Origin of the sequence: Photorhabdus akhurstii, from assembly GCF_018448925.1 — a bacterium.
GTDB classification, from domain to species: domain Bacteria; phylum Pseudomonadota; class Gammaproteobacteria; order Enterobacterales; family Enterobacteriaceae; genus Photorhabdus; species Photorhabdus akhurstii.
In genome coordinates, this window is record NZ_RCWE01000011.1 from 1 (window position 1) to 25,841 (window position 25,841).

The 25,841-nt window shown below is 39.9% G+C and carries 31 protein-coding genes and 1 tRNA gene; 20 read left to right on the top strand and 12 right to left on the bottom strand.

What is annotated here, in order from left to right; translation table 11 throughout:
- Together EAE93_RS13265 and EAE93_RS13270 are read left to right on the top strand one after the other, a co-directional pair.
- Positions 1–157 (top strand): zinc ribbon domain-containing protein (locus tag EAE93_RS13265; protein WP_214039904.1); only part of this gene is annotated, 157 nt, incomplete at its 5' end.
- A gap of 133 nt (positions 158–290) precedes the next feature.
- Positions 291–917 (top strand): hypothetical protein, encoded by a 627-nt coding sequence (locus tag EAE93_RS13270; RefSeq protein WP_052105947.1) that lies wholly within the window; start codon positions 291–293, stop codon positions 915–917.
- 39 nt (positions 918–956) lie between these two features.
- Here the strand turns inward: EAE93_RS13270 and EAE93_RS13275 are convergent, their stop codons facing one another.
- The 9 genes from EAE93_RS13275 to EAE93_RS13315 all read right to left on the bottom strand — a co-directional run bounded on the left by EAE93_RS13275 (position 957) and on the right by EAE93_RS13315 (position 7,967).
- The gene (locus tag EAE93_RS13275; protein WP_036814968.1) at positions 957–1,625 is read right to left on the bottom strand and encodes an RES family NAD+ phosphorylase; all 669 of its coding nucleotides are present in this window, start codon (positions 1,623–1,625) and stop codon (positions 957–959) included.
- A gap of 258 nt (positions 1,626–1,883) precedes the next feature.
- On the bottom strand, positions 1,884–2,510 hold the full coding sequence (locus EAE93_RS13280; protein WP_214039854.1) for a LysE family translocator: 627 nt from the start codon (positions 2,508–2,510) through the stop codon (positions 1,884–1,886).
- A gap of 150 nt (positions 2,511–2,660) precedes the next feature.
- A complete protein-coding gene (locus EAE93_RS13285; protein WP_250151024.1) occupies positions 2,661–3,608 on the bottom strand; it encodes an ornithine cyclodeaminase family protein in 948 nt (315 codons plus the stop codon).
- A gap of 21 nt (positions 3,609–3,629) precedes the next feature.
- Entirely contained in the window at positions 3,630–4,172 is a 543-nt protein-coding gene (locus tag EAE93_RS13290; protein WP_036814960.1) for a carboxymuconolactone decarboxylase family protein, read from the bottom strand.
- A gap of 56 nt (positions 4,173–4,228) precedes the next feature.
- Positions 4,229–4,807, bottom strand: a complete 579-nt coding sequence (locus EAE93_RS13295; protein WP_011147260.1) for a prephenate decarboxylase — start codon at positions 4,805–4,807, stop codon at positions 4,229–4,231.
- 21 nt (positions 4,808–4,828) lie between these two features.
- Positions 4,829–5,776 (bottom strand): branched-chain amino acid transaminase, encoded by a 948-nt coding sequence (locus tag EAE93_RS13300; protein ID WP_214039855.1) that lies wholly within the window; start codon positions 5,774–5,776, stop codon positions 4,829–4,831.
- On the bottom strand, positions 5,773–7,176 hold the full coding sequence (locus EAE93_RS13305; protein ID WP_214039856.1) for a phenylacetate--CoA ligase family protein: 1,404 nt from the start codon (positions 7,174–7,176) through the stop codon (positions 5,773–5,775). Before EAE93_RS13305 ends, EAE93_RS13300 begins: the two co-directional genes overlap by 4 nt.
- Positions 7,177–7,189: 13 nt before the next feature.
- The gene (locus tag EAE93_RS13310; RefSeq protein ID WP_036814954.1) at positions 7,190–7,612 is read right to left on the bottom strand and encodes a DUF2000 domain-containing protein; all 423 of its coding nucleotides are present in this window, start codon (positions 7,610–7,612) and stop codon (positions 7,190–7,192) included.
- The gene (locus EAE93_RS13315) at positions 7,602–7,967 is read right to left on the bottom strand and encodes a Dabb family protein (RefSeq protein ID WP_036814951.1); all 366 of its coding nucleotides are present in this window, start codon (positions 7,965–7,967) and stop codon (positions 7,602–7,604) included. Before EAE93_RS13315 ends, EAE93_RS13310 begins: the two co-directional genes overlap by 11 nt.
- A 592-nt stretch (positions 7,968–8,559) precedes the next feature.
- Between EAE93_RS13315 and EAE93_RS13320 the strand changes: the two genes are divergently transcribed.
- From EAE93_RS13320 to EAE93_RS13405, 18 genes are all read left to right on the top strand, one after another.
- Positions 8,560–8,635 (top strand) — tRNA-Thr (locus tag EAE93_RS13320).
- Between the two features lie 1,240 nt (positions 8,636–9,875).
- On the top strand, positions 9,876–10,292 hold the full coding sequence (locus EAE93_RS13325; protein ID WP_214039857.1) for an antiterminator Q family protein: 417 nt from the start codon (positions 9,876–9,878) through the stop codon (positions 10,290–10,292).
- A gap of 398 nt (positions 10,293–10,690) precedes the next feature.
- Positions 10,691–11,239, top strand: a complete 549-nt coding sequence (locus tag EAE93_RS13330; protein ID WP_228998153.1) for a phage neck terminator protein — start codon at positions 10,691–10,693, stop codon at positions 11,237–11,239.
- Positions 11,240–11,242: 3 nt separating this feature from the next.
- Positions 11,243–12,712 carry a DUF3383 domain-containing protein gene (locus tag EAE93_RS13335; RefSeq protein WP_214039858.1) on the top strand — a complete coding sequence of 490 codons (1,470 nt, stop codon included), beginning with the start codon at positions 11,243–11,245 and terminating at the stop codon, positions 12,710–12,712.
- 9 nt (positions 12,713–12,721) lie between these two features.
- Positions 12,722–13,162 carry a DUF3277 family protein gene (locus EAE93_RS13340; protein WP_046395662.1) on the top strand — a complete coding sequence of 147 codons (441 nt, stop codon included), beginning with the start codon at positions 12,722–12,724 and terminating at the stop codon, positions 13,160–13,162.
- A gap of 114 nt (positions 13,163–13,276) precedes the next feature.
- Entirely contained in the window at positions 13,277–13,687 is a 411-nt protein-coding gene (locus EAE93_RS13345; protein WP_214039859.1) for a phage tail assembly chaperone, read from the top strand.
- A gap of 53 nt (positions 13,688–13,740) precedes the next feature.
- A complete protein-coding gene (locus tag EAE93_RS13350; RefSeq protein WP_181147794.1) occupies positions 13,741–13,890 on the top strand; it encodes a DUF6889 family protein in 150 nt (49 codons plus the stop codon).
- On the top strand, positions 13,880–15,931 hold the full coding sequence (locus EAE93_RS13355) for a lytic transglycosylase catalytic (protein WP_214039860.1): 2,052 nt from the start codon (positions 13,880–13,882) through the stop codon (positions 15,929–15,931). Before EAE93_RS13350 ends, EAE93_RS13355 begins: the two co-directional genes overlap by 11 nt.
- Positions 15,932–15,933: 2 nt before the next feature.
- Positions 15,934–16,539: a phage baseplate protein gene (locus EAE93_RS13360; RefSeq protein ID WP_214039861.1), complete on the top strand. Its 606-nt coding sequence runs from the start codon at positions 15,934–15,936 to the stop codon at positions 16,537–16,539.
- Positions 16,524–16,829 carry a phage baseplate plug family protein gene (locus tag EAE93_RS13365; RefSeq protein WP_105398063.1) on the top strand — a complete coding sequence of 102 codons (306 nt, stop codon included), beginning with the start codon at positions 16,524–16,526 and terminating at the stop codon, positions 16,827–16,829. Before EAE93_RS13360 ends, EAE93_RS13365 begins: the two co-directional genes overlap by 16 nt.
- 403 nt (positions 16,830–17,232) lie before the next feature.
- The gene (locus EAE93_RS13370; RefSeq protein WP_105398062.1) at positions 17,233–17,769 is read left to right on the top strand and encodes a hypothetical protein; all 537 of its coding nucleotides are present in this window, start codon (positions 17,233–17,235) and stop codon (positions 17,767–17,769) included.
- A 104-nt stretch (positions 17,770–17,873) separates the two neighbouring features.
- Positions 17,874–18,050 carry a hypothetical protein gene (locus EAE93_RS13375; protein ID WP_181147788.1) on the top strand — a complete coding sequence of 59 codons (177 nt, stop codon included), beginning with the start codon at positions 17,874–17,876 and terminating at the stop codon, positions 18,048–18,050.
- 204 nt (positions 18,051–18,254) lie between these two features.
- Positions 18,255–19,211 carry a phage protein gene (locus EAE93_RS13380; RefSeq protein WP_214039862.1) on the top strand — a complete coding sequence of 319 codons (957 nt, stop codon included), beginning with the start codon at positions 18,255–18,257 and terminating at the stop codon, positions 19,209–19,211.
- A complete protein-coding gene (locus EAE93_RS13385; protein WP_214039863.1) occupies positions 19,208–19,960 on the top strand; it encodes a phage baseplate assembly protein V in 753 nt (250 codons plus the stop codon). Before EAE93_RS13380 ends, EAE93_RS13385 begins: the two co-directional genes overlap by 4 nt.
- The gene (locus tag EAE93_RS13390) at positions 19,957–20,304 is read left to right on the top strand and encodes a hypothetical protein (RefSeq protein WP_036780989.1); all 348 of its coding nucleotides are present in this window, start codon (positions 19,957–19,959) and stop codon (positions 20,302–20,304) included. The genes EAE93_RS13385 and EAE93_RS13390 overlap by 4 nt, the downstream gene beginning before the upstream one ends.
- Complete coding sequence (locus EAE93_RS13395) at positions 20,297–21,490, top strand: baseplate J/gp47 family protein (protein ID WP_214039864.1); 1,194 nt, start codon at positions 20,297–20,299, stop codon at positions 21,488–21,490. Before EAE93_RS13390 ends, EAE93_RS13395 begins: the two co-directional genes overlap by 8 nt.
- Positions 21,487–22,059, top strand: a complete 573-nt coding sequence (locus EAE93_RS13400; protein ID WP_214039865.1) for a DUF2612 domain-containing protein — start codon at positions 21,487–21,489, stop codon at positions 22,057–22,059. Before EAE93_RS13395 ends, EAE93_RS13400 begins: the two co-directional genes overlap by 4 nt.
- 2 nt (positions 22,060–22,061) lie before the next feature.
- Positions 22,062–23,279, top strand: a complete 1,218-nt coding sequence (locus EAE93_RS13405; RefSeq protein ID WP_332008988.1) for a phage tail protein — start codon at positions 22,062–22,064, stop codon at positions 23,277–23,279.
- Positions 23,280–23,350: 71 nt separating this feature from the next.
- Here the strand turns inward: EAE93_RS13405 and EAE93_RS13410 are convergent, their stop codons facing one another.
- The 3 genes from EAE93_RS13410 to EAE93_RS13420 all read right to left on the bottom strand — a co-directional run bounded on the left by EAE93_RS13410 (position 23,351) and on the right by EAE93_RS13420 (position 25,605).
- Positions 23,351–24,307 (bottom strand): glycosyltransferase, encoded by a 957-nt coding sequence (locus EAE93_RS13410; protein ID WP_105396870.1) that lies wholly within the window; start codon positions 24,305–24,307, stop codon positions 23,351–23,353.
- A gap of 329 nt (positions 24,308–24,636) precedes the next feature.
- Entirely contained in the window at positions 24,637–25,056 is a 420-nt protein-coding gene (locus EAE93_RS13415) for a tail fiber assembly protein (RefSeq protein WP_105397047.1), read from the bottom strand.
- Between the two features lie 24 nt (positions 25,057–25,080).
- Complete coding sequence (locus EAE93_RS13420) at positions 25,081–25,605, bottom strand: gp53-like domain-containing protein (RefSeq protein ID WP_214039866.1); 525 nt, start codon at positions 25,603–25,605, stop codon at positions 25,081–25,083.
- Positions 25,606–25,841 lie beyond the last annotated feature (236 nt).

Here is a 25,841-nt window from a genome sequence, read left to right on the forward strand (position 1 = left end):
CTGGCAATGCCCTTTCTGTCGAGTCGAACATGACCGCGATATCAATGCGGCGCTCAACATCGAGCGCAAGGGCATAACAGAATTACAGGCGGCGGGACTCGTCGTCTCTGCCCACGGAGGCCAGCGTAAATCCGTCATAAAGACGGTGGCGGCCTGAGAAGTGGGAAGCCTCGCCGTTTTTACGGCGGGGAGTAGTCACAGCCTTTCCTTTACCCATCTGCCTCCAAGCATCAATTTGACGATTCCATAATGTGAGAATACAATAATCGTCAAGCAAGTAAGGAGGGGCTATGAACGCGATACTGACAAACCACAGCAAAAATGCTGATACCCTTAATGAGTACCAATCCCTTTTGCAACGGCGATTTGACAAATTGCTCACGTCATTGATGCCTGAGTTTAAAGAGAAAGCGCAGGCCGCAAATGCTCTTGTGCTAAGTGATAGCGAACTACTTGAACTATTATATACGACTCAACTTGAACACAAAGTCCGAACTCCAGCGCGTGAACTTCGTAAGCTTAAACGCCGTGCTGAAAACCTAGCTCTGTTCTATCAGGAACTTGATAAAATGGGCGGAACTATCAAAGCTGGAGACGTTGCAGAGATACTCTGCATAAGTCGTCAGGCTGTTAACATAAGAGTGAAAAGTGGAAAGTTGCTTGCTTTTAGAAAAAACAGTGATTACATTTTCCCTACATTCCAGTTCATTACCGGCGGAGTCTTGCCTTATTTTGAAGATGTTATGAAAGCGATGGGCGTGGACATTAACCCAGTATCTAAAATGTCTTTTTTAACAACACCATTGTCCTGCAATAGAACACCTCTTGACATTATGATGAAAAACAATGCTTCAGAAAACGAACTGGCTTTGATGCTGAGGGCCGCGTCACAAGTGGGTCATCAGATCGCAAGCTAAAATAAAAAAGAACCCCTGTTTCGAGGGGGCAACTTTATATCATTCAAGTCGGATAATTTTGAAGTTAAGCACTTCTTCCAATAATTCATCTGCTGATATGTCGGGTTCATTCCATGTACTCGGCATATATTCTGAATCCCTGTAATTAACCAGGCTTTGCATCCCTGCGTCTACAAACCGATCTTCCCGCTTTTCCCACACTGCATAACAGAAGTCTGTAGGCCAGTGGCGAGATATATAGCAAATACCATCCATTTCGTTATTTAAGAGTTCATAGAGGCAAGCCATAGCTCTTTTTGTCACTGAGTAATCTTCATCAACCATAACACTTAACGGGATATGTAACATCCCAATAAGTTTAGCAATATCGATAAAAATTAATTTCCTTAATGAACGAATGTTGCATATTCTCGCAGTACGGATCTCAGATTCATCAATAAATCGTAACCCTTCCTTATGCCATAGCCTTCCATAGCTTTCTGCCAGGGCTGTAACGGCTCGGTCGGCCATATAACATACTCGGAAAGAATTATCTGGGGAATTATATCGCCCATCGCCAAAATTGAAGTTTAGAGCAGACGGCCACTCTTTCCTTTGCCAACGTTTTAAATTCCAGTCGCCGGGAGTATAAGTCGGAATGGTATGGGTTTTATAGATTTCCCGAATTTGTTTTTCTAGATCGGGATACAGAATCTCCTTGGGTAGCATTTTATACCTACATCGAAAGCTTTTACCTATCCGGTGAAAAAAAGCAGAGCGCTTGCTCGTTGGCGCTGTAAATGTCATTGATAACAAAACAATTATACAACTTTTAACTGCATTTCCAATAATAAATATGTGCTGTGGTTTCTGGGGACGAGCTATGTCTGTAGTTTATTGTGTGTCCACGATTTATTGGTAAGAATGGTTTTCCAGGACGGATTCTTATTCAATAAAACCGTGGAAATAGTAAGAGATTAAACTTTTTTAATCGGCTTTGAACAGCATAGTTACAGCGGTTACGAACATGATGACAGCCGCACCTTTAAATAAAATCCGTTGTGCCCGTTGGCTTGATAACAAATGTCGAATACTGAGAGCGCCGAGAATAAATACCGCTCCTACGCTGAATAAGACAAGAACCGTCAGTGGTACTAACATGAACCCCCAGTTTTGCAACGAGATAGATTCCATGTTAATGACCAAAGGTAATAGTGCGAGATAGAAGGCAATGGTTTTAGGATTGCTTAACGTTAGAGTGAGACCAGATAACCAGGCCGCAGCCAACTCCTTTTTCTTAATAGGTTGGTCTTCGCCAATGGATTGATGATCGGCAAACCAGAACTGCCACGCCAAATAACTCAAATATAAGGCGGCACCCCATCTCACCACAGCAAATAAGGTGTCAAAACTGTGCGCGATAATAGACAAGCCAAAAACAGCAAAAGATAAATAAGTTAGATCGCCAATAATCAGGCCAAACAACACACAAAATCCCGCTAACGCGCCACTACTCACACTTCTGGCAACCAATGCTGCCATTCCTGGGCCGGGTATCGCCGCAGCAACAGTCAGTGCCGCTGTATAGGTTACTATTTGTGACACTTCTAGCATATCTTTCCTCTCAAAATAACACTTTGAAGTAACAGAACATAAAAATGTCACTTGCGAATGCAAGTGACAAATGGATTCTTTAATATAGACAATAACGACATTTTTCTAATGCTGAACGTCTTAAGTTTGGCATATTTTTATCCAAAATAGTTAAGACATTTTTATTAGTTGTCGAATGACTTCCCGAGAAAATACCATATCTTGAACGGCCAAACCAACGGATTGAAAGATAGTCACACCCTGATCGCACAAATTGGAATGAGATTGAGAAATGGCGCCAATTTCTATTCCAATGTCTGACCCGCTAAGAATACCTTTCTCTCTTGCTTTAATAACCGATTGAGAGGCGGCAAGTACTGATTCATTGGAATCAGTAAACAGGGTTGTATGGCTATACATATCTTCGCTAAGTTCCTGAAATCCCAGGGCCGAAGCGCCAATGGCATTGACATGACATTTAACCGGCAACTCTTTTCTACTGAGTATAGGGTCACGCGATGCTGTGGTTGTGCAAATGATGTCACTATTGAGTACCGCCTCGGCAGGTGAGGTTTTGATCGAAATGGGAAGATTGAGCGTTTTATCACACCATGTGACAAACTCACGGCATCTTTCTGCATTACGACCCCATAAAGTGACTTCTTTAATCGGGCGTACATATAACATGGCTTGCAAATGTGCTTTTGCTTGTAAGCCAGTGCCAAGTATCGCCAACCGGCTAGCATCCTTTGCGGCAAGAAGATGGGTTGCATAGGCAGAGGCGGCGGCGGTGCGAATTTCTGTGATAGCGCCGGCATCTACCGCTGCAATCCCTGAAACTCCCGGTTCGTCGTAAACCAACACACTACCGATGTGTGAAGGTTTATCGCTGTTGCTTTGAAACCTCACTACCACCGATTTTAGCCCAAACCCTTTGTATGGCCCTTCCTTAATATAAATCGGCATGGTGCCCATTAAGCCGTCTTCGCCTTTAACGATATTACGTAAAGGTTGCTCTACTTTTCTCTCCGATTGCAATTTAAATGCTATTTCACTTAGCTTAAGACTAAGTTCCATCGTCAAATAACGTGCAACGGTTTCTTTATCGACATAAAGCATATTGATGCCTTTCAATATCAGTTAAAGGTCGTCCAGCTTGAATTTATCATCAATTTCAGTTCCGGCAATACTATTGAGAATTGTCGACATATTCTTTTGAGAAACGCCTAACACAACGTCCAACATACTCTGTTTGCTGAAACCACGGCTTAAAAATAGATCAATAGCATCTCTTTTCAATTGTCCCCGGCAGTAAATAACCTCTGTGGTAAATTCACGCAGTGCCAATAATCGTGGGGAGAGATCGTCGGTTTTTTCAATCAATGCCTTAACCGTTTTTTTGTCTACACCATTATGAATTGCAATAAAAGCGTGGGCTTGAATTGTATAATTACAACCATTTTCTATGCCGGTTGTAATCCACACTACAGCTTTTTCCTCTTCATTCAATGAACTATCAATAAATAGGTCGTGTGCTCGTTGGTAAGCGGCTAATAATGAAGGAGATTCTGACATATAACCACTTTGGTTAGGTACCCAGCCGAAGTCATTAATAGAGCTTTGAAGTAATTTTTTACTTTTTTCAGGTGTGGTAGCAATAGTGTGTAGAGTAAGTAAAGACATAATAACCTCTGTATATTAGATCTATATATTGGCCTATTTTAAAGCAACGTTAGCTTTTATGCGGCTGTAAATACTGACCAAAGCATTTGAATTGGTCGAATATGAGAAATAAATTTTAAATTGTGTAATTTTGCTGCCACTTCTGTCGTGAGTGCGGCATCTACCTCTGAATTAGCGACTGCTTTTGCCGCTGAACTGGTTGAGTCTTTAAAAATGATATCCGCAATTCTTAGATTATCAGGCAACAATTCTGGGATTAAAGCCTTTGGTGCCGGATGGGTTGCAATGACGATATTATCTGTAGTTAATTCATCACGAATAGCGATACCATAATTAGGCGTGTAATTTAAAAATGCGGATGACAAGTTAAACCTGTTATCCATGTAAAACTCACTGATATTGTAATAAGCATTGGCTACCACCAATGCCTGACAGTTATTTAAAATAATTTGATTGCTTGCTTCTTCGTAAGTATTACATAAAACAACTTGGTAACTCTTGGCGACGTTATTTTTAATGGCAAATTCACCAAAACGAATAGCGGATTGTTCGCTACTTGTACCTGATGGACCTAAGGTAGCAATATTTAGAACATCAAATGTATCTTTGTAGAAACTAAAAAAAACACATTCCATGATGTCTCTCCTGGAATTACACTAATAAACTGGATTTAACCAATGTGAGAATTTATCTATTCTGCCTCTAATTATTTCTTGATAATCTTTGGTAATAACATTGGCTATAGAATCTTCTTTTTGTATATATGACACATCGTCTATTTGCGAAACAATTGATATTTCAAGGCCAGTACCTGTTAAAAAGCAGGCATCTGCTTCATAGAGATCCTTTTGCTGAATTTCTGACTCAATACAGGGAATATTGTGGAATTTACAAATATCGAAAACAGATTGTCTGGTTATTCCATTGAGTATGCCGGCGCTAAGCGATGGTGTAATAACACAATTATCCTTAACAATAAAAACATTTGATGTACTTGCTTCTGCACACATGCCTTGTTCATTCAGCATGATAGCGTCATCAAATCCATTCTCTTTGGCATCTTCATGAGCAAGTGCGGAATTAACATAAGTGCCGGTAATTTTGGCAGATGATGGAATTGCCGCATTTGATACACGTCGCCATTTTGAAATAAGGCATTTAAAATCTGTTTTTTTAGTGTAAGCGCCCATAGGTAAAGCGTTAATACAGAGGGTTGAATTGACACCGCTTAGCTTAACGCCAAATTTTTCACCCGGCATTAACGACTTTTTAAGTGCTAATGGCCTGATATAAATATCTTGTTTGAAACCGTTTTTAATGATGATATTTTTAGTAATGTCGGTTAGCTCCTGACTGGTATAGGGCAATTCGATTTTTAATGTTTTAGCTGATTGGATTAACCGTTCATAGTGCTCATACACTCTAAATAGATTCAGTTGGTTATTGTCTTGATCCCAATAAGCTCGAATCCCTTCAAATATACCGGTGCCATAATTTAAAGCTTGGGTATTGGCAAGAAAGGTCGCATTGCTAAAATTGAGATATTCCCCGTCTAGAAATACGATCCAATCTTTATTAACCGGGCTAACGATATTGTTTGTCATTTAGTTGCCCTCTTTTTCATGATTTCTAAAGCTGAATTTCGTTCAATATTGTTGGTATCATCTCTCAAATCATGGATACGTGCTGCTTTCCAGCTTACCATTGCCGCGGTTCCAATAAGTCCACCGACATCTCCTACATGGATGTCGACATTCATATTGAATTTGGATTCCATTTTTTGTTTTATCTTACTAATGAGTGACGCATCATGTAATTCGTCACACGGCTCTAAAGTGATCTTAAGCTCATCGGTACCGGCTGTATTGTTGATTTCAATAAAATATTCAAAACAATATTCGAGCTCTTCAAAGATGGCATTTTCAATATCAAAAGCATATACATTAGCATTGTTTAATACTAATACATCTTTTACTCTGCCGATGGGTTCTATTTCCCATTGATTTAAGCCTATTGCTTTACACCGAACCATATCCCCTGTTTTGTATCGAATCAGAGGCTTATTCCCTTTATATAAATGGGTAATCACTAACTCACCAGCAATGTGATTATCACCAACATTGAGTTTCTGCTGAGTAAAAGGGCAAATGAGTTCGTAATAATTATTGTACGGAATAGTAATAAGCTTATTGGTATCGTTACAAGCCGCCAGAATTGACGTTTCTTGTGAGGCATACATACAGTTGTAAATTTTAGCGCCCCAGTTCCGAGATAAATTCCTTAATCTATTTGGCGTAATAAGTTCGCCAAGGACTAAAATGATTTCGATACCTAATTCTTTTGCATCACATGCGTTGTCCCGGCAATATTTTAGCAACTCAGCGGCGACCGCAGGTGTGCAAACTAAAGCGGTTATTTTGAGGTCTTGTATCAACCTGAGTACTCTATGCATGCCAACAACAGGCGAACGAGGCCACATTTTAATAACGGTATGTCCTAAACTGCGAAATACATCTTCAAAGGTATCTCCAGTGGAGTGCAATTCCGTTGGACCCATCACGCCAATAATGTGTTGTTTGCCTTCCTGATTAAAAATAGACTCATATTGCAGAGTCAGGAAGCTATTATTGACTAAAGAATCTATTTCATTGCGAGGACAAGGCGTTGATGGCCCAGTTGTCCCTGTGGTTTCATAATATATCCAAGCGTGATTCAAGCTATCTGAAGATATCGTATTTCCTGCCTTACTTAAGTCTAATTTTGTGGTGAAGGGCAGTTTTTCAACAAATGAGGATAAATTGTCATCATCATTTGGGTTTATTGCGTTTAGACGATCTTGATAGAAAGTTGAACCATTCTTCGTATAGTTTATGATTTCTTTCAGTTTTTCATATTGTATTTTTTCCAATACGGGGATATCTATCTCGCCAGATAGATATCTTTTTAATTCGGTAAGGTACTTCAGCCCTAACTCATGAAGATCGGTTCTAAAAATGGAATACATATATGCTACCTGGTTATTTATAAAGTGGTAAGTTGCCAGTGAGTTTATTGATATCTTTCTTTGGTCCAACTATGCCAATACCGGATAACTTCAATTCATCCGAATGCTCAGCAGATAATTTTCCTTCGTATTCCTCATATGTTCTGCATGATTGCGCTAAACAGGAAAAAGGGCTTAATTTAAAATTATCGTTAGATTTTAATTCATTATGAATAGCATCCAGTACATCATGGCTTGCTTTCAAAATAGGCAAAGGCGTTTTAATGACACCGGGATAACAAATGCTATCTTTACTAAAGACATCATGCCCTACAATGCCGTTAATGTTTCTGCCAATTGAAACGCTAATGACGCTCAGTGCATTCATGGCTAACCCAAGTGGCAGACTATCAGCGATAACGACGACACTTTTATGTAGGTTTTCGTCAAACTCCATACGACTTTCCTATTAACTGAGTGAAATTCATCAACTTATTTACATCGATAATAATATCAGAAACTGTCCATGTACTTATTTCTTTCCATAGCACTACGCCTTTTATATGATCGGGATGATGCATATATATGTTTAGGTCTTCGTAACTTTCAAAGTAACCAATTAAACTAAAGTCAACTGATTGCTTTCTGTCTACTGTACTGCGGCCACAAAACCATCCTTTTATTTCACTTATCTCATTTATATGATTTAAAGTCACCTTCTCTGCTAATATGGCTTTTTCACTATCCCAGCTTATTCCATCCTTGAAGGTAAATAAGACTTGATGTGCAATCAAGTTATTTTTGCCCAGCATGATTTACCTCATAACTAATGATTTTGAGTTATAATAACCTATAGAAATAATTTAATTTACACTTAATATTAGCGCATACCTGATTTAGTTTTTTTGATTTGCGTCTAATTTAAATATCATATTGCATTTATAGCAGTCAACTATTTCCCTGTGGTAATAATTTAAAGGAAAGTGGAAAAATTGTGATTCTGACAATGATAAGAAAGCTGTTATTGCTTGCCTCTTAAATGTCTTAATCTTCCACTGCTACCGAACGATAAGGTTGCTTTATGACCGGTGGTTATTTTCTGATAGGCAGTAATGGTCATAAAACATTTTGTTGTTATTTCTGATTTGTCAGTAAATGAGCTGTTTTTTTGATGTTGAAAATAGCCAGATCGTCGGTCGCATCATAATAAGGAGTTAAAACAATTCTGAGGATTTGTGGCAGTAGCCTTGTGTTAGTGGGCTTGCAAGTCATGGTATGCCGTTGAATATGTCACTAATGATAGGTGTTTTGGTAATATTTTTAAATAATCTATTATTTATGCTTGATTGTTTGCATTGGGTTGTAATATACTGCGCTCGCTTTCAGGGGCTACCCCTGAAATACGCCGGCTTAGCTCAGTTGGTAGAGCAACTGACTTGTAATCAGTAGGTCACCAGTTCGACTCCGGTAGCCGGCACCAAATCAAATAAGAAGCCGTTACCTTTTCAGAAGGTAACGGCTTTTTTCTTGCTTCATTTTAGATGGTTCTGTTCATATATCCAGTGAATTTTACTATTTCCTGTTATAATTTCCCGCTTAAATGGGGTACCTGAATTTATCGTATAGTTAAACTCACTGTCAGGTCGCTCGGAATAAAACAGAGTGACTAAAAATAAAGGATAGCAGACGTTCAGATAATGCGGATTTATTTTCGCGGGTAAAAACTAACAGAGAAAAATATTGGCATTTGAGGTATCAGTTTTCCAGCATGAAAAAATGTTTGCTATCGACGTGTATCCATCTATTTGTCTGGTGAAAGCCGAAAATAAGATGGGATAGGATAGAAAATAGCGGAAGATATTGATGCTGCAAAAGAGTATCAGATAAAAGCAATTTCAGATCAGAAGAATATTTTTGCTAACTACTTGCTGGATAGCATGGGGTTAAAAATCTTATTGTTCAGAAGAGGATATATCTGACAGTGTTAAAACTTTTCACGTAGATATTTACCTGATAATCGGTAATTTATCGTTAGTAACATTAATCCTGTTGATGTCTTAAATGTCTGGTTTAATCTGGTGGAGATATTTAGAATAGGGTTGTTGAGATCTCACATTTACACTGGCTGGTTGTCTATCACCATGTAAACAAGCTGATTTCTGTACCTGCGGCATAGGTGTGGCAATCACTCTTAATCGCCACTTTATGACGGATTTCAAAGTCGATTCAAAATATTTTTTACACTTAAATATCCATGAGATAAAAAATCTGTGCTATTTTTTATTTAATGCATTTTTCATCTCATAATAAAAAGGGGGTGTTATGTTGCTTGAAAATTCTTGATCAATAATAAAGAACATGCGTGTTGCTTTAGGTGCTAAGCGTTTTAAAGGAAGGTACATTAGAGGATTAAATGAAGATTATAAATTTGTATAATAAATACGTAGATGAGGAAGAGAAACACTTTATGGCCATCCGTATTAATAACGATATTTATGTGTTTTCCTCTGAAACTGAGCTTGGTCCAGAATCGGGATTGTTTACGATTTTTATTTAATAGACTAAGTAAACAGATATATTTAAACGACATAGTTACGTAGCAGAGAAACACAAAAATAGAGAATGAGAAATTTGTTATAATGCCGAATGCATGGATGCATGAGACCATCATGAAAATAATTTTTACTACTATTTGTTACTAAAAGTTAAGGTCAAAATGTATGCGCAATATTCAACAAGTTTTAGAGTGTTGGGGCGGTTGGGTTGATGATGCCACAGGTGTTAATTGGCCGCCGATCGCTGCTGGATTTAAAGGTCTGATTGCGTCAACTCGTTCATTACGTCCTTCCTGCTGTGATAACGATGGCTTGATCATCGATGCTTGTATCGCAAAGTTGCAGACGGTAGGTAAATCTGAAGAAATTGAAATGTTATTTATGTACTACGCTTTAGGACTTTCCAAACGGTCCATCGCACGCTTAATTAAAGTGCCTGATATTGAAGTACGTTCCCGGTTGCAAAAGGGGGAAAGTTTTGTTCAGGGATGTTTGGCCATGCTTGATATTAAGTTAGAAATGGATGATGAAGTACAAAAACACAAAAAGCTTGTGCGTACGCAAAAAACTATGGTAGTGTAATAATTAGTTAAAGTTGCGAATAAGCCCTGATAGAAATATCAGGGCTTTTTTCATTTGGATATTGCAGGTAATGGGGAAAATAGGATTTAAGCCATTAAATTCGGTTTAAAAAATTCCTGTTATGCAATCAACTCTGTTTGGTATGAGTGAACCTTAAGTATCTTCTTATTGTACTCTGATAAATAAGTGAAAATTTAAATCATAATTGTCAAGGCCGCACTGTGTTGCGGCCTTTTTCGTATTTGCCGTCGCGAATTGCTTACGCATATTTTTTTACTTTTTTGCGGTCGGTATCCCTATTGAATCAATCATCACTTGGTGTTGGGAACTAAGCCCTCAATGCAGAGCTTGGTTTACCCAGGCACAGGGTGAGTTATTGCTGTTTGATGGAGGTATTTTTGATGAGCAACGGTAGTGATAAAGCGGGTTGGTTAACACCTGTCACGTCAGGGCCTGAGTACGATGATGAGTTGGAGCACATACTGAGTCGTTGGCTGGGAGGTGTTTCTGGTTTGTCTGACGATAAAGTGCGTTCTCGATGGACATCAGCACAACTGCCTCAGTTACCGGCAGATGATGACTGGTGTGATTTTGTTATCACGGATTTTATTTCGGATGCCTCGCCTGCTTTTGAAAACCAGACTGATGAAGGAACCAAGTTATGGCGTCATGAAGAAATTGTGTGCTTGATTTCCTTTTATGGCCCGAACAGCCAGCGGTACGGCGCTCGTTTTCGTGATGGGCTGGCAGTCAGCCAGAACAATGACGAGTTGGAGCGTTCCGGTCTTTCAGTAGACAAGCTCAGCCGGCTGACTTCTTTACCGGAACTTATCAATAACCAGAGGGTGCGTCGTTATGACATGACGATCACCTTGCGGCGAAAAGTGGTGCGTGAATACGGTGTTAAATCACTGGTGGAAGCGCCTGTCAAATTCTTTGGAGATTAAATTATGCAGGGTTTACCTGTTTCAAACATTATCAATGTCACGTTGAATATGGCTCCTCATGCGGCTCAGTCCAGGAACTTTGGTGCGTTACTGATTATCGGCGCAAGCAACGTGATCAATCCTCATGAGCGTTTACGCCGGTACTCGGATATCGAGGGTGTCGGTGCTGATTTTGGACTGACTTCACCAGAGTATCAGGCCGCGGCGCTTTATTATTCCCAGTCGCCACGCCCGGTTGATTTATATATTGGTCGATGGGCTAAGGACAATGTGGTTTCCTCTTTACAAGGGGCCGTGCTGACTAAACCGCAGCAAATTATTAGCAAATTTACTGCCGTCACCGAGGGTTCTTTTAAGTTGACGATTAACGGTAAAGAAGCGGTGTACAGTGGCATTGATTTGAGTAAAGAGAGCAATCTTAACGGCGTGGCTCAACGGATAGCGGATAAGTTAAAAGATTGTTTAGTTACATATGATAGTACCTCTTCACGTTTCGCTATTATGCCGAATTCTGTCGGTGCGGTTGGCTATGTTTCACCGGCGACAACGGGAACTTATATTGGTGATTTATTAAAGCTGGACGAAATATCGGGTGCTGCCGCTATCGAATCTACCAAAGCAGAAACTATTGCTGAGGCAGTAGCGGCGTTGGGTTCGGTATCCAGCGGCTGGTACGGGCTAGTCATTGCCGATGATACGTTGACGGATGGGGACATTCTCTCTGTTGCTGACTACATTGAATCCGCATCTGTTTCCCGTATCTATGGACATACAGTGCAAAAAGCAGATGTCTTGGATGCTAATGTTAAAACTGATATCGGCTCAAAATTAAAAGAGAGAAACTATCAACGCACACTTTGGCAATATTCAACTGGTAAATCCTACACTGTAGCTTCGCTGTTGGGCCGCATGTTTACCGTCAATTTCAACGGTAATAACACCACGATAACTTTGAAATTTAAACAGGAACCCGCAGTAACCGCAGAAAACCTCACTGCAACGCAATCCAATGTTTTGAAAGAGATAAACGGCAACGTTTTTGTTAAATACAACAACGATACGGCCATCATTCAGGAAGGCGTCATGGCGAATGGGGATTTCATCGATGAGCGCCACGGCTTGGATTGGTTGCAGAACTACGTTCAAAACAATCTTTATAACCTGCTTTACACCAGCACCAGCAAGATCCCACAGACTGATGAAGGTGTCACCCGGCTAATTACCAATGTTGAGCAGTCACTGGCTCAAGCGGCGACAAATGGATTAATCGCTCATGGTGTATGGGGCGGCGATCCGATTGGTGCGTTGGATACGGGGGCAACATTAACCAAAGGTTACTACGTTTACGCACCGCCAATTGCGACACAGGCACAGGCTGATCGGGAAGCACGAAAAGCACCGGTTATTCAGTGCGCTATCAAATTAGCAGGCGCTGTCCACTACGCTGATGTCATTATTAATGTAAACAGATAAGGGTTGAAAATGGCTACATATTCTTTTCTTGATGTTTCTGCTTCTATTACCGGAGTTGGCGGCTCTTTTGATCTTGGCAACGGCGCCGCGCTCTCTGATGAGGGAATTACAGTCACCATGTCGGAGAGTAAAAACACCATGACCACCGGAGCAGATGGGGAAGTCATGCATTCATTGCATGCAACCAAGTCAGGAACCATCACGGTTAATTTACTTAAGACCAGTTCAGTAAACGCCAAATTGAACGCGATGCTCAGTGCGCAATCACTTTCGTCGGCGGCATGGGGTAATAATGTGATTGTTATTCGCAATAAGCAAAGTAACGACATTGCTGTTGCCCGCTCTGTTGCCTTTCAGAAACAACCGGATTTGCAGAATGCTAAAGCAGGTAATACCGTTGCCTGGGTATTTGATTGCGGAAAAATCGACATCATGTTAGGCACATTCTAACCCGCTTCCTTTACAAACAGTTAAATCACCTTCAAATCTGCCGCAGCATTTGTCTCTATTTTTAACATAGGACTTATGCTGCGGCAGTTTGAGCGAGCTTGAGGATAAGTGATCATGGAATTTGAAATTGATGGTAAAAAATATCGCAGTGGTAAACTAAACGCTTTTCAACAACAGGATTTAGCAGTGGCTTTGGCGCCGGCTATTCCGGCACTTGGGCCGCTGATGAAAAAGATCGTGACAGCTAAAAGTGATGATGGGATAGCGGGTTTTGAAGAAGTGCTCCCTTATTTGGTGGAATCCATCAATGCGTTAGGAAAATCCAACCGACATGAAATTAATGATATTTGCTTATCAGTGGTTTCTCGTGAACAGAATGGAATATGGAGCAAGATTTATGAGCCTGATGGTCAGGTATTGATGTTCGATGACATTAACGGCTTCGAACTGCTGAAAATTGTCGGTTTTATTATTCGAGACTCATTGGGAAATTTTTTTCTCGCCCCATTAGAGAGCGCAGTGTAATCCCAGGACAACCCAATTTAAATTTTGAAACCCTCCCGAAAGGGCGTGATTATTTGTTACGCCCGGTCATTGCGGGCATGTGCCGTTATGAATCGTTGAAAAACAGCATTCTTGATCTGGCTGATATTGCATTGATGAATGATGCCCTTGATGTTAAATCGGAAAATGAGGCCATGATAGAGAGGTGGCGAAATGAGCAATGACGTTGAAACAACTAAAGATTTCTTGGGATCGCTTAAGTTTGATGTTGATGAAGCCGGACAGCGTAAATTTATGGCTGTTATTACCGAAGTCACGGCTAATGTTCTCAAAATGGGGGAGGAAATTAAAAACGCAGCACTAGAGGTTATTAATTTCACCACTCAAGTTGCTAACGGATTGGATAAACTTTACTGGCAGTCACAAAAAACAGGCGCAACGGCTGAAAAAATTAAAGCCATTGGTTATGCGGTCAGTCAAGCAGGCGGAAGTGTTGAAGGGTTTAATCAATCTCTTGAGGGCGTTGCCAATTTCCTACATAAAAATCCAGGTGGTGAAGGATTATTGCGGAACATTGGTGTTCAAACCCGAGATGTAAATGGCAACCTTCGGGATACAGCATCTTTGGTGGCGCAGGTGGGTGAACAGTTATCGAAAATGCCGATGGATCGTGCTAATCGATACGCCCGTAAACTGGGTATTGATGAAAGTACCTTGATGGCTATGCGTCGTGGGATTGGTCAATATGTCGCTGAATATCAGGATATGACGAAAACCATAGGTTATAACCCGACTAAAGCAACGCAGCAATCTCACCAATTTATAGCGCGCATGAATGCTTTAGATAATTTGTTTGGGATAATAAAAGAAAAAATAGGTGCGGATTTGGCGGGGGGATTGACTGGACGAGTCGAATCATTTCAACAAATTATCCTGCGTAATTTCCCTAGAATAGAAAAGGTTATTACTCGTGTATTGAATGTTATATTGAATCTGGCTGATGACATAACATTAGTGGTCAGTCGCGTCGGTGAAGCTATTAGTGATTTAATTGGCTGGTGGGACAAACTGGATGGCGGTACAAAAACGCTTATTAAAGCACTAGGCGGCTTACTATTTGCGTGGAAAATCTTAAATACAGCCTTTATGACTTCGCCGATAGGGATGATTACTGCACTGTCAGCGGCGTTGCTCTTGCTTTATGAAGACTATAAGGTTTGGAAAGAGGGCGGTAAGCATTTTATTGATTGGGATAAATGGAAACCCTCTATTAATGAATTTCTTAAAGCCATTGAAAAAATCTCTGGTTGGATAAACCAAGGGGCTAAGGCCGTTGGCGGTTGGAGAAATGTATTAAAGGGATTTGCGACCTTCATTGCAGTTGCATGGGCTGCGAAGATGATCAAAGGAATATCCAGTGTGACAAGTGCGATTCTTAATTTGGCTAAAGTGTCAAAATTTGTTTCCAGAGGTGGAATATTAGGTAAAGCGGGAGTTGCAGGGGCAGTTGCTGTTGCATCAGAGCCATATATCGATAAAGCACTTAATCGGACTTTTGGTGGATATGACTACTTTCAGCGAATTAGGACCGCGAAAACTTGGCATGATTTTTGTGCTGCTCTGATTGGGGAAGGTAATGCCTATTGGGATGAAAAAGGGAATTGGGTAGATAAACGTGAAGAAAACACCCTTCCGAAAGGACATTCTCAATTTGCAGCAGATACTCCTGGTAATGCTCCTATAGTCATGCAAAAGTCAGATAAAGCGGTAACAGATGGACAAAATAATCAGCCAGTTAATAAAGATAATCCTAAAGTCAGCATGATGAAATTGGCTAATTCTGATGTGATACAAAGATTGATTGATAACATGATGGTGGGGGCAAGTAGTAATAATCCTTATTTATCAGAGCATACCAAAACAGCGATTATCGGAGTGCCATCGTCAGCGAATAAACCAACAAAACTGGTTGGACATTTAAATCATGTCGCTCACTCTTTGCAGAATATTTCCATTGATCACCGAATGATCAACGGTGCGGTGACAAATATCAACAGTATGATGAATCATCAGAAACTTACACCCGCTTTATTACATTGTGCGCCAATATCTGCCAGCAATAATATGAAGGGAATAGGAGAAGTCAATTACTATATTGAAGTCAACGGTGTTGAATCCCCTAGAGAAGCAGCGAGACTAACCGGAGAAACGGTAGAACGTACTTACAGTATGCTGCTTAGAAATATGCAAACACAGGTGAAATAACAATGGATATATTATCAGTTATGTTTTCTCAGCAAAAGAGAAAGATAGGTGTTATTGTACCGAGTGTCGTTATTTCAGAAACCCATACCGATGTATCGAATATCACTGATCATCCGGTTCAGCAGGGGGTGACATTCAGTGATCATGCTTATGACAGTCCATCGGAAGTGAGAATGGATTTAGGTTTTGCGGGAGGTGGTTCGCTGCTTGATATTGTTGATACAACAAAGGTATTTGATATATCTACCGGACTGAGCCTTGGAAGCAGTCCGCGTGATATATATCAACAGCTACTTGACTTGAGAGCATCACATAAACCGTTTGATGTCGTAACGGGAAAGCGATTATATAAAAACATGTTGATTAAAGATATCAGTGTCACAACGGATAAAACCAGTGAAAATGTTTTATCGGTGGTTTTAAACCTGCGTGAAATTGTTATTGTTGAAACATCACCGAATAAGGCCGCGCCGGCGGAAAATATGAAAAATCCTGAAGATACAGCACCTGTCATTAATATGGGAGCTAAAGTCACGGTGAAGCCATCAATGCCAAAAATTATTCTTGATTTTATTATAGAGAGAGGTAAGAAATGGCTAGGGTTGTAGAAATTCCTTTATCACCCCAAAATCAGCAATTCGATATTCAGCTAAATGGCATTAACTATAAAATGAGATTAATGTGGCGTGATATCGCGGGTTGGATTTTGGATATTATGACGCCGGACAGTGAATTTATTGTCACAGGTTTGCCGTTGGTTTTTGGCGCTGACTTACTGGAACAATATCGGCATCTTGGTTTTAACGGCTCATTAATTTTTTATGGTGATATAAATCAGGAGAAACCTTTCAGGAATAATCTTGGTAAAGAGGACAGGTTATACTTTGTAATAAGTTAACTTGATGAGAGTAACACATAATTTCAAACTGGTTATGACAAAAATTGTGCCCAATAACGAGAATGGCTATATATTTTGGCGGTAATAAAATATATATTGAATGTCTTGAATGTTTTATTTTAGGAGTGATATGAATTGTAGATAATAAAACAGGTGTGATTTACGATATTATTTTACTTGTTAGGAAATGAGATTGATTTTGTAGGTTCTAGTAAATATTAAGGTTACAGAAATGTTAATATTGTAGATAAGACGGAATCTTACAAGAAATATTATCTCTTATCACCTGATGGGAAAGAATCTATACCTTTAAGTGAACGTTGGGATAATGTATAAATTTTCCTGAGAAAGGATAGATAATCATTGTATGTAACTATTAGATTATTATCTAAAGGATCTTGATATGCTTTCTCTGGAAGAGATTGGTCAATTAGTGAGGAACAATCTGCAATTAATCCTTGATTCTCAAGGGGTGCCATTAGTTGTAAGTTCTATCACTGATCAGGACTTTAAAATTCTCGCTGGTGGTTTTGGTGCATTGGAATGGGAGTTTGGTTTAACAGAATATGGAAATGATCCTGATAGGTTTGAATTTTGTGTGAAATTAGTGAATACAGCAATAGAAGTAGTGCCTTCTGGGGCGGCTCTTTGCTTGTATGGTGTCAATGATAAAATTTTCAGAATTCACATGATTGAAAGTTTTTCTAGAAATGATAAAAACCATCCTTTAACAGGGCGCATGGTTCTCCTTACCTTAATGTCTGCATATTTGTTTAGTGTGGCGGTAGAAGCTGAAGGTGTTTATATTATGGAACCTGTTTCAGAGTTGTGTGATTACTATGCGAGCTTTGGTTTTACAATGCATGAATGCGGATATATTATGGTTTCAGATGTTAATGGGCTACAGGCAACCTTTGATAAATTTGCAATGACGATATAAGATTTTGTTATAAAAATAATAGATGAGCCTGTTAGTGTGATATGACGATTATCCTTAAATTATCCTTAATAAAGAGTGCTAGAGCGACTCCCTGAGAGGTACATATGAAAGAGCAAAGCGTATCCAAGAAAGAAGTCAGGTTCGATACACGAGGTGTATTTACAAGAATGGGGGCGGCTGTTGATATTTTGAAGAAAGCAGCTCCAGAGGCTTTTGAATGCAAGGTTGCATGTTGTGAACAGCAGGGAAAGTTGCGCGGTAGTAAAAAAGCGGTAGCATAATTTTTTATAATATGTCTCTTTGGGGAGATAAGATTTTTGGCAGCAGGAAGTCAAGTACAGTAAAGAGGTGATGACAATCCTTATTAACGGGCATTAGTAATAGTGCCCTTTGTCGTTTATAAGCCAGAAATTTTTAGTTTCACATGATTTATTACATACGCCGCTTAATTGCGGTTTTTCTATTTCTATATAATTAGGTGAATTATGTCAAAACAATGGATAAGAGAATGCCACCTTATCGTTGTAGACAAAGATGGCGAAAAAGTAAATTTATCAGACCTGAAAATCACATTTAATATTAGCAGAACGGAATCTTCCAATCCTGCTACCGGTATTTTTACTATATATAACCTCAATAACGAAACTAGTAATAAATTACGTAAAAATGAATTTAAAAAGATTAAATTTGTGGCGGGTTACAAGGAGAACTCAGGACAAATATTCTCAGGCCAAATTCAGTACACGTATGTAAAAAGAGACAACGCAACGGATACTTGTGTTGTGATTCATGCAGCGGACGGGGATGAAGCACATAATTACGCGACCGTGAATACCACCATTGCGGCTGGGTATTCGCAAGCAGATTTAGATCATTTGCTAATGCGTGATATTGCCAAATATGGCATTACGGCAGGTCTACGTCCTGAATTCAGTAAATCAGCATCACCCAGGGGAAAAGTGCTTTTTGGCATGCACCGCAATGAAGTTTCTAATCTGGCAAAACAATGTGACGCTAATTGGCGCTATGAAGATAACCAATTACATATTGTACCCAAAAATAAATACTTAACTGAAGCCATTGTCCTTACATCAAAAACAGGTCTTATTGGTATGCCTGAACAAACTATTGGCTCAGGTATTAACGTTAAATGCTTAATTAATCCGAATATCCGCCCGGGTGCATTAATCCGACTGGATAATCGCTCAATCAAACCGGTTGATCCGGCGACTAAACAAGCTGCTCAGTCTGGCGATCATAAGGATGCAAAAACACAACCGGCAATGTTGGACGCTGACGGTGATTACATTGCCTTCAATGTGGAGTACTCCGGCGATACCCGCGAAACAGAGTGGTACATGACAATAATGTGTATCGCCAAGAGTGATCATACTTTGCTGAATCAATCAACTCACAAGAAGGATAAGGCAGAGAGCGAATGATAAACACTGACGAACGACTCAATAGACCCGAAGCGGTCTTTTTTGCTATGCAAGAAATGATTAGCGCCGGATTGTATGTCTCTTTGCCTTGCATTATTCAATCATTTGATGCTGATACGGTAACAGTTACCGCGCAACCGGCCATCAGATGGAAAATCAGGCAAAAAGATGGGGAGCTGGAATCGGTATCCTTGCCGCTATTAGTGGATGTGCCGGTTATATTCCCAAGGGGAGGTGGCGTAACGTTAACCTTCCCGATAAGAGCTGGTGATGAATGCTTAGTCGTATTTGCTGATCGTTGCATCGATTATTGGTGGCAATCTGGCGGAGTACAAGAGCCGGTGGACCCCAGGCAACATAACCTATCCGATGGATTTGCGATTGTTGGTCCACAATCTCAGCAACAAAAAATATCGAATATCAGCACTAATACTGCACAGCTAAGAAGTGATGATGGTGCTGCGTATATCGAACTCGATCCCAATAGTCATAACATCACGGTTATCACACCGGCAAAACTTATCGCTACAGCCGGCGGTACTGAAATCACTTCACCTGAAATCATCCTAAATGGCAACGTCACCATTAACGGCAACTTATCACAGGGCATGGGCGCTGGTGGTGGCTCCGCAACCATGCAAGGCCCAGTCACGGTGAGTAATGATGTGACAGCGGCAGGGATTAGCCTTAAAAACCATGTACATAGTGGTGTGCAATCAGGTGGCGGCAAGACGGGGAAACCTCAATGAGATATCGAAGAGAAATTGACAACGACTATGTATTTGGTCGTGGAGAGGCGGGTTTTCTTATCAATTCACCGGAAGCGGTCGCACAAGCGGTGAAAACTCGCCTGATGTTGCGTAGTGGAGAATGGTTTCTTGATAACCGAGAGGGGACAGATTACGACAGCGTATTGGGTAAAGGCACATCGGGTTTTTATGACCTGATTATTAGACAGCGAATACTGCAAACGCCGGGTGTAGAGCGCATTACCCAATACCGCAGTGCAAGAAACCCTGAAACAAGAAAAATCACCATTACAGTCACGATTGACACGATTTATGGCCAGACAGGAGTAACTGCTGATGTATGAAAGTATTATCAACACCATGTTACCTGCTATTGATAAAAATGGGATCAATGCTCCTGATTATCAAACCATCTTGAATAGCTGGAAGACGATATTCAGGGATATTTATGGGGACGATATTTACATTGAATCTGACAGTAAAGACGGTGTTTTTTTATCGTTGATAGCATACGTTATTCACGGTTGTAATAACGCAACCATTGCCTCCTATAACTCATTTAGCCCGACAACCGCGGTGGGAGAAGGGCTTTCCCGTAATGTCAAAATCAACGGCATCACCAGAAAAAGCTCTAGTAACTCAACGGTAGATGTTTTGGTTACAGGTCGAGCGGGTACGGTTATCCGCAACGCTTCCGTCCGGGATGATGCGGGAAACACTTGGTCGCTACCGGATGAAGTGATTATAGACACACACGGGCAGGCAATTGTGACGGCGGTTTGTCAAAAATCGGGCGCGATTGGCGCATTGCCTCACACGGTTAACCAAATTGCTACGCCGACATTGGGCTGGCAAACCGTGACGAACCCGGTTGCTGCTACACTTGGTCGGGGAATTGAAACCGATATAGAGCTGAGAATACGGCAAGCGGTTTCCGTTGCGCTGCCTTCGAGAACCATTATGGATGGACTGGTGGGGGCAATTGCCAATCTGCATGGGGTTTCACGTTACCGGGGATATGACAACGACTCGGACAAAACGGATGAGAACGGCATACCTGCTCATAGCATTGCACTTGTCATTGATGGTGGAGACTCGAAAGAGATTGCCCGGACCATCCTGATAAAGAAAACGCCGGGTATACCGACATTTGGCACCACCTCTGAAACGATTACCGATGATTATGGCAATAAAAAAACGATTAACTTCTATCGTCCTACACTGGTGCCAATTTACGTTGAAATACACATTAAACCCTTTATCGGATATACATCAGATATTGGCAATAATATTCGTAACGAAATATCTAACTATATAAAATCCCTTTATATCGGTGATGGAATATATGTTACTCGTTTATTTGTACCGGCAAACTTATGCAATAAAAACGGTGGACAGACATATGAAGTATTATCTGTGACAGTGGGAAAATCAGCATCGACAACCGGAACGGCGAACATTGACATCGCATTTAATCAAGCGCCGACGTGTTCACCTGAAAATATTAAAATAGTAACGGTGCTCGAATGAACAAATATATGAAATTGATTCCTGCATATCACATGGAAGGTAAAAAATATGTCAGGACGCTTGAAGCTGTGACTGATATTTTCAACCAGAATGCGCTGACCACAGATTTACTAATTAGCAGTTTTGACCTTGATAAAGCGGTGGGCAAACAGCTTGATATTATTGGAGAATGGGTAGGAAGAAATCGCATGATCCAAACCCCAATTGAATCCTATTACTTCTCCTTTGACATTGCTGACTTGGGGTTTGATAGTGGTCAATGGAAAGGGCGGTTTGACAGTGATAAAAGTTATATCAAACTGGATGATGATAATTATCGGATCGTCATCAAAGCCAAAATAGGCGCAAATAACTGGGATGGAACGGCTGGGTCACTTAATAACATCCTGAGTTTTATTCATTCAAATAATGGCCTATCGGTATCTTTCGAAGATAACTTGGATATGTCATTTACTGTGACTATTAAAGGTAAATCAATCAGTACGATAACGAAAGAAATCATCCATCAGGGTTATCTCTCGCTTAAACCTATGGGGATAACGGTTAATTACCATATAGTGGAGGGTTAGAAGTGGCTAAAAATGATTTTAAAGCGTTTGCCATTGGTGAAAACGCGAATACTTTGTCACAAGAAGAATATGAAAGCTCAGATTTTATTGAGGAGGGTTTTAAATCAGGAATAGCAAGGAGTGAGCGCTTAAATAAAGTTTGGCGCCAATCATCGGTTATTGCCGCGGTAATTGGGAAATATATTGCGGAAAAAACTGGTGAAGACGTTATGGATGATGGTGACTTGGAGAAACTCGTAACGCAGTTAGATTTAGCATTAAAACATAAAATTACCACGGAAATTCCTGATGCTTCACTGACGCAGAAAGGTATATCGCAACTCAACAGCGCGACAAATTCTGACAGAGAAGATCAAGCGGCGACTCCAAAAGCGGTTCATGACGTTAGAAAAATCGCTGAAAGCAAATTAAGTGGCGTTTCTGATGCCTCATTGACTCAGAAGGGGATTGTACAGCTAAGTAGTGCGACAAATAGCGCAAGCGAAACCCTAGCTGCGACGCCAAAGGCAATTAAGGAGGCATACGATTTTGCAAATACGGCAAATGTGGCAGCTAAAAATGCTCATGATGAAGCGAACAAGGCTACAGATAATGCCAACAGCAGATTGGCAAAAAACCAAAATGGCGCAGATATCCCTAATAAAAGTGAGTTTATAAAAAACCTTGGTTTGATGGAAACGGTGAGTTTGGCGAAAAGTGCAGCTAATATCAACACCATTTATCCTGTTGGAATTGTGGTTTGGTTTGCACAAAATAAAAACCCAAATGCGCTATTTCCTGGCACTACGTGGAAATATATTGGTGAAAATAAAACAATTCGTCTAGCCAGTATGAGTGGCTCAAACGTACTGAGTTCTGGAGGCTCTGATAGTATTACTCTCTCAGCAGCACAGTTACCTGTGCATAACCATTCATTTAGTGCAACAACTAGCTCATTTGATTATGGGACAAAAACAACAAACACAACAGGAAACCATTACCATACTGTAAATGGTATGGGAAGGCCCGGAGATATACGTCCAAAAGTATCTACAACCTCAGGAGGAAGTTATACTTTCGAAAATCCAGATACTAACTCAGCAGGCAATCATAACCACATTGTAGCGATTGGTGCCCATAACCATTTAGTAAGTGGGGCAACAGGAAACACTGGTAATAGTTCAGCGATAAATGTAGCTAACGCCTATGTGATGTTAATGGGTTGGTATCGTTCTGCGTGAGTTAATTGATGGTTTAATTTCCTCTTTGTCATTTTAAAACAAGGAGGAAACTAATACGAAACTGATAAGATTTAGTGAACCTTTGCTTTATAAAGAACAAACGCAATGAAACGGGAAAGTGTTTTTACTCTTCGAGTGTCATTTGTATTGTGGATTTTTTCTATTAAAGAAAACCACTTTTTTGCTGTGGATTCGCGATCATATTGTTCAAATCTTTTTTTCCCATTAAATACCATTGACGTATATAAATCTGGTTGTTTTCGTAATTGATCCACTGCTTCTATGAATTGCCCTGGCGTTTTAGCAATTAAATAATCTAATTCACTTATCCGTATAGCTCTCATAGAAGGTTCATCATCACAAATTAAAGGACAACCAGCATTCCATGCATTGATAAGTTTGCTAGCCGGTTTTCTCATAAGATCAGAATCATGCTCTTTCCTAAAACTTATAGCTATATCGATATCACTATAATTAGTCCAATCATTTGTTGATATTCTAAGTGTTATACCTCTTTTACTTAAATCGCTTATAAGATTTTTTCCTGCAAAAAAATCAGGTAAAGCATCAACGTGTCCAAAAAAACCAATGGTTTTTATTTCATTACTATCTTTGGATCTGCATTTTAAGTTTGGTTGTGGCCAGTGTGGTAAAAATATCTTTCCGGGTTCTGTTTGTAGTGGATTTTGTACAACGACATAATCAGCCCCATAAACAGGTGGGCGATCAGCTTGACAGACAACAGTGCATCCTGCCCACGGCTTAACTCTAAAGCTAAAATCATCGTAGTGTAATAGATTAACTGCATCAGCCCGGACTTGATTGGTTAGTGTAATATCAAGATAATCGCCGTAGTAATATTTGAGATTAATTAAAGTCTGAAAAACCCAGCAAGCTTTACCTTTACGATATAATCTATCTGGGATGGAATTAGGATTGATTCTTTGATTAACCATCTGTTCAAAATCATAAGCATAGTCGTTTATGAATTTTTGGTTAGAAACACCGTTAACGATAATCTTTTCCATTACTAACCTATTTCCTAATTTTTAAACAGTATCATTTTTAGTATTTAGGTTAACATAATTATAATATGTTATAAATTGTTTTTATAGGTTATTTGGAGCTGCACTATCCAATTATCCGGAACTCAATAGTCATATCTAACTAACTGAATCATCAATCAGTTTTCGTTTGGTACTAAGAAAAATTTTTACCTATTTACTGAGCGATTAAAGGAGACGTAGTTTTAGAAGCCCGATTAAATAATTCCCCTCAGAATGAATGACTTAAAGGATTATCCCAGAATGACAACAATAAGGGCTGCTTATGCAGCCCGATATCAAAATACATATAACTATGGCTTTTTAGGCCAGTTAATGTCTGGTGCTGATGTAACATCAATACGGCTCAGTGATATTTGGTATTTTTTCCAAGCTACTAACTGTGCTTTTTCCTCATCGTTTGCCATATTTAGATCCATAGCATCTTGTAATGGTGCGATTTGGTTTGTTGCTTCGGCTATTAATTGCTGCTTTTGAAGTTTAGCCTGTTGCTGCAATTCTTCTTTTGTGGGTGGAGGGATATCCGCCCATTCCGGTAAACCATTTTTGCCTGCTATACGGTATTTTCCTTCTGGCGCATTATTAGCAGCATATTCTTGATAAATATCATTACTGACTTCTATAACATCATCAGGAAAACTCCCGGCATCAATATAATCTTGCTTAAACTCTGCTGGATAAAAATTATCCCGCTTTGGACTGTAATAATACATATCTTATTTAATCCTTTTTGTAGATTATTCCCCAACAGCAAACCACGTAAAGAACCAGCCAGCTGATTTATACTGTGTTTGGAAGCTATCAGTAAATAGATTGAAAACGGGCCATTGATTATCACCACCCTTAACTGGACGGTCATAATAAATATTCGTCATAACAGAAAAACACTTATTTTTAAATGGAATAGGAAATTTAACTACACCACCCGTTACCGATATTCCCCACTGATAGATTAACCCTGTATTCCCGCATTTCCACCAGCCATTTGCAGATAGATTTGCAGTATTTTTTACACCATATCTGCCGTCTGATTCCCCTTTCGTGTAACTTTCTCCCCTGACTGTATAATTTCCAGCTGGCTGATAGTTTCCGAGGGGTTGGTATCTGTCATCTGATTCTGATTTGGTATAGATTTCCCCATGAACGGCATAATTGCCCACAGGTTGAGCCCCCACATCCCCGGCATTCAAACTGACATCCCCAGTCAACGCCTTGCCGTTAATTTTCCGACTACTCGGCACGGCACTTTTTGCCAACTCCACTGTTTCCATCAAACCAAGGTTTTACAGAAACCATAAGTTGACAACAAATCGTGTCGAAGCCGTATGCTAGGGCATTAAATGGGGATAGAAAGGGTAAAAACTGGCTATATCCATGTATTAATAAATGACCAGAATGACGATTATGGGGAACAATACTGTGATTGGTTTAATTACAATCTGCCTTTGTTTATAAAACAACCTAAAAATGGTCAAAATAGATCACACATATTGGCAAA

Bases quoted from the DNA above. Each gene is read 5' to 3' on its own strand.
- EAE93_RS13340 (WP_046395662.1), top strand. From the start codon at position 12,722: ATGGCTACATATTCTTTTCTTGATGTTTCTGCTTCTATTACCGGAGTT.
- EAE93_RS13360 (WP_214039861.1), top strand. From the start codon at position 15,934: ATGGATATATTATCAGTTATGTTTTCTCAGCAAAAGAGAAAGATAGGT.
- EAE93_RS13380 (WP_214039862.1), top strand. From the start codon at position 18,255: ATGTCAAAACAATGGATAAGAGAATGCCACCTTATCGTTGTAGACAAA.
- EAE93_RS13290 (WP_036814960.1), bottom strand. From the start codon at position 4,172: ATGTCTTTACTTACTCTACACACTATTGCTACCACACCTGAAAAAAGT.
- EAE93_RS13305 (WP_214039856.1), bottom strand. From the start codon at position 7,176: ATGTATTCCATTTTTAGAACCGATCTTCATGAGTTAGGGCTGAAGTAC.
- EAE93_RS13270 (WP_052105947.1), top strand. From the start codon at position 291: ATGAACGCGATACTGACAAACCACAGCAAAAATGCTGATACCCTTAAT.
- EAE93_RS13390 (WP_036780989.1), top strand. From the start codon at position 19,957: ATGAGATATCGAAGAGAAATTGACAACGACTATGTATTTGGTCGTGGA.
- EAE93_RS13370 (WP_105398062.1), top strand. From the start codon at position 17,233: ATGCTTTCTCTGGAAGAGATTGGTCAATTAGTGAGGAACAATCTGCAA.
- EAE93_RS13275 (WP_036814968.1), bottom strand. From the start codon at position 1,625: ATGCTACCCAAGGAGATTCTGTATCCCGATCTAGAAAAACAAATTCGG.
- EAE93_RS13335 (WP_214039858.1), top strand. From the start codon at position 11,243: ATGCAGGGTTTACCTGTTTCAAACATTATCAATGTCACGTTGAATATG.
- EAE93_RS13395 (WP_214039864.1), top strand. From the start codon at position 20,297: ATGTATGAAAGTATTATCAACACCATGTTACCTGCTATTGATAAAAAT.
- EAE93_RS13345 (WP_214039859.1), top strand. From the start codon at position 13,277: ATGGAATTTGAAATTGATGGTAAAAAATATCGCAGTGGTAAACTAAAC.
- EAE93_RS13280 (WP_214039854.1), bottom strand. From the start codon at position 2,510: ATGCTAGAAGTGTCACAAATAGTAACCTATACAGCGGCACTGACTGTT.
- EAE93_RS13325 (WP_214039857.1), top strand. From the start codon at position 9,876: ATGCGCAATATTCAACAAGTTTTAGAGTGTTGGGGCGGTTGGGTTGAT.
- EAE93_RS13310 (WP_036814954.1), bottom strand. From the start codon at position 7,612: ATGGAGTTTGACGAAAACCTACATAAAAGTGTCGTCGTTATCGCTGAT.
- EAE93_RS13365 (WP_105398063.1), top strand. From the start codon at position 16,524: ATGGCTAGGGTTGTAGAAATTCCTTTATCACCCCAAAATCAGCAATTC.
- EAE93_RS13410 (WP_105396870.1), bottom strand. From the start codon at position 24,307: ATGGAAAAGATTATCGTTAACGGTGTTTCTAACCAAAAATTCATAAAC.
- EAE93_RS13315 (WP_036814951.1), bottom strand. From the start codon at position 7,967: ATGCTGGGCAAAAATAACTTGATTGCACATCAAGTCTTATTTACCTTC.
- EAE93_RS13375 (WP_181147788.1), top strand. From the start codon at position 17,874: ATGAAAGAGCAAAGCGTATCCAAGAAAGAAGTCAGGTTCGATACACGA.
- EAE93_RS13300 (WP_214039855.1), bottom strand. From the start codon at position 5,776: ATGACAAACAATATCGTTAGCCCGGTTAATAAAGATTGGATCGTATTT.
- EAE93_RS13415 (WP_105397047.1), bottom strand. From the start codon at position 25,056: ATGTATTATTACAGTCCAAAGCGGGATAATTTTTATCCAGCAGAGTTT.
- EAE93_RS13295 (WP_011147260.1), bottom strand. From the start codon at position 4,807: ATGGAATGTGTTTTTTTTAGTTTCTACAAAGATACATTTGATGTTCTA.
- EAE93_RS13400 (WP_214039865.1), top strand. From the start codon at position 21,487: ATGAACAAATATATGAAATTGATTCCTGCATATCACATGGAAGGTAAA.
- EAE93_RS13385 (WP_214039863.1), top strand. From the start codon at position 19,208: ATGATAAACACTGACGAACGACTCAATAGACCCGAAGCGGTCTTTTTT.
- EAE93_RS13355 (WP_214039860.1), top strand. From the start codon at position 13,880: ATGAGCAATGACGTTGAAACAACTAAAGATTTCTTGGGATCGCTTAAG.
- EAE93_RS13285 (WP_250151024.1), bottom strand. From the start codon at position 3,608: ATGCTTTATGTCGATAAAGAAACCGTTGCACGTTATTTGACGATGGAA.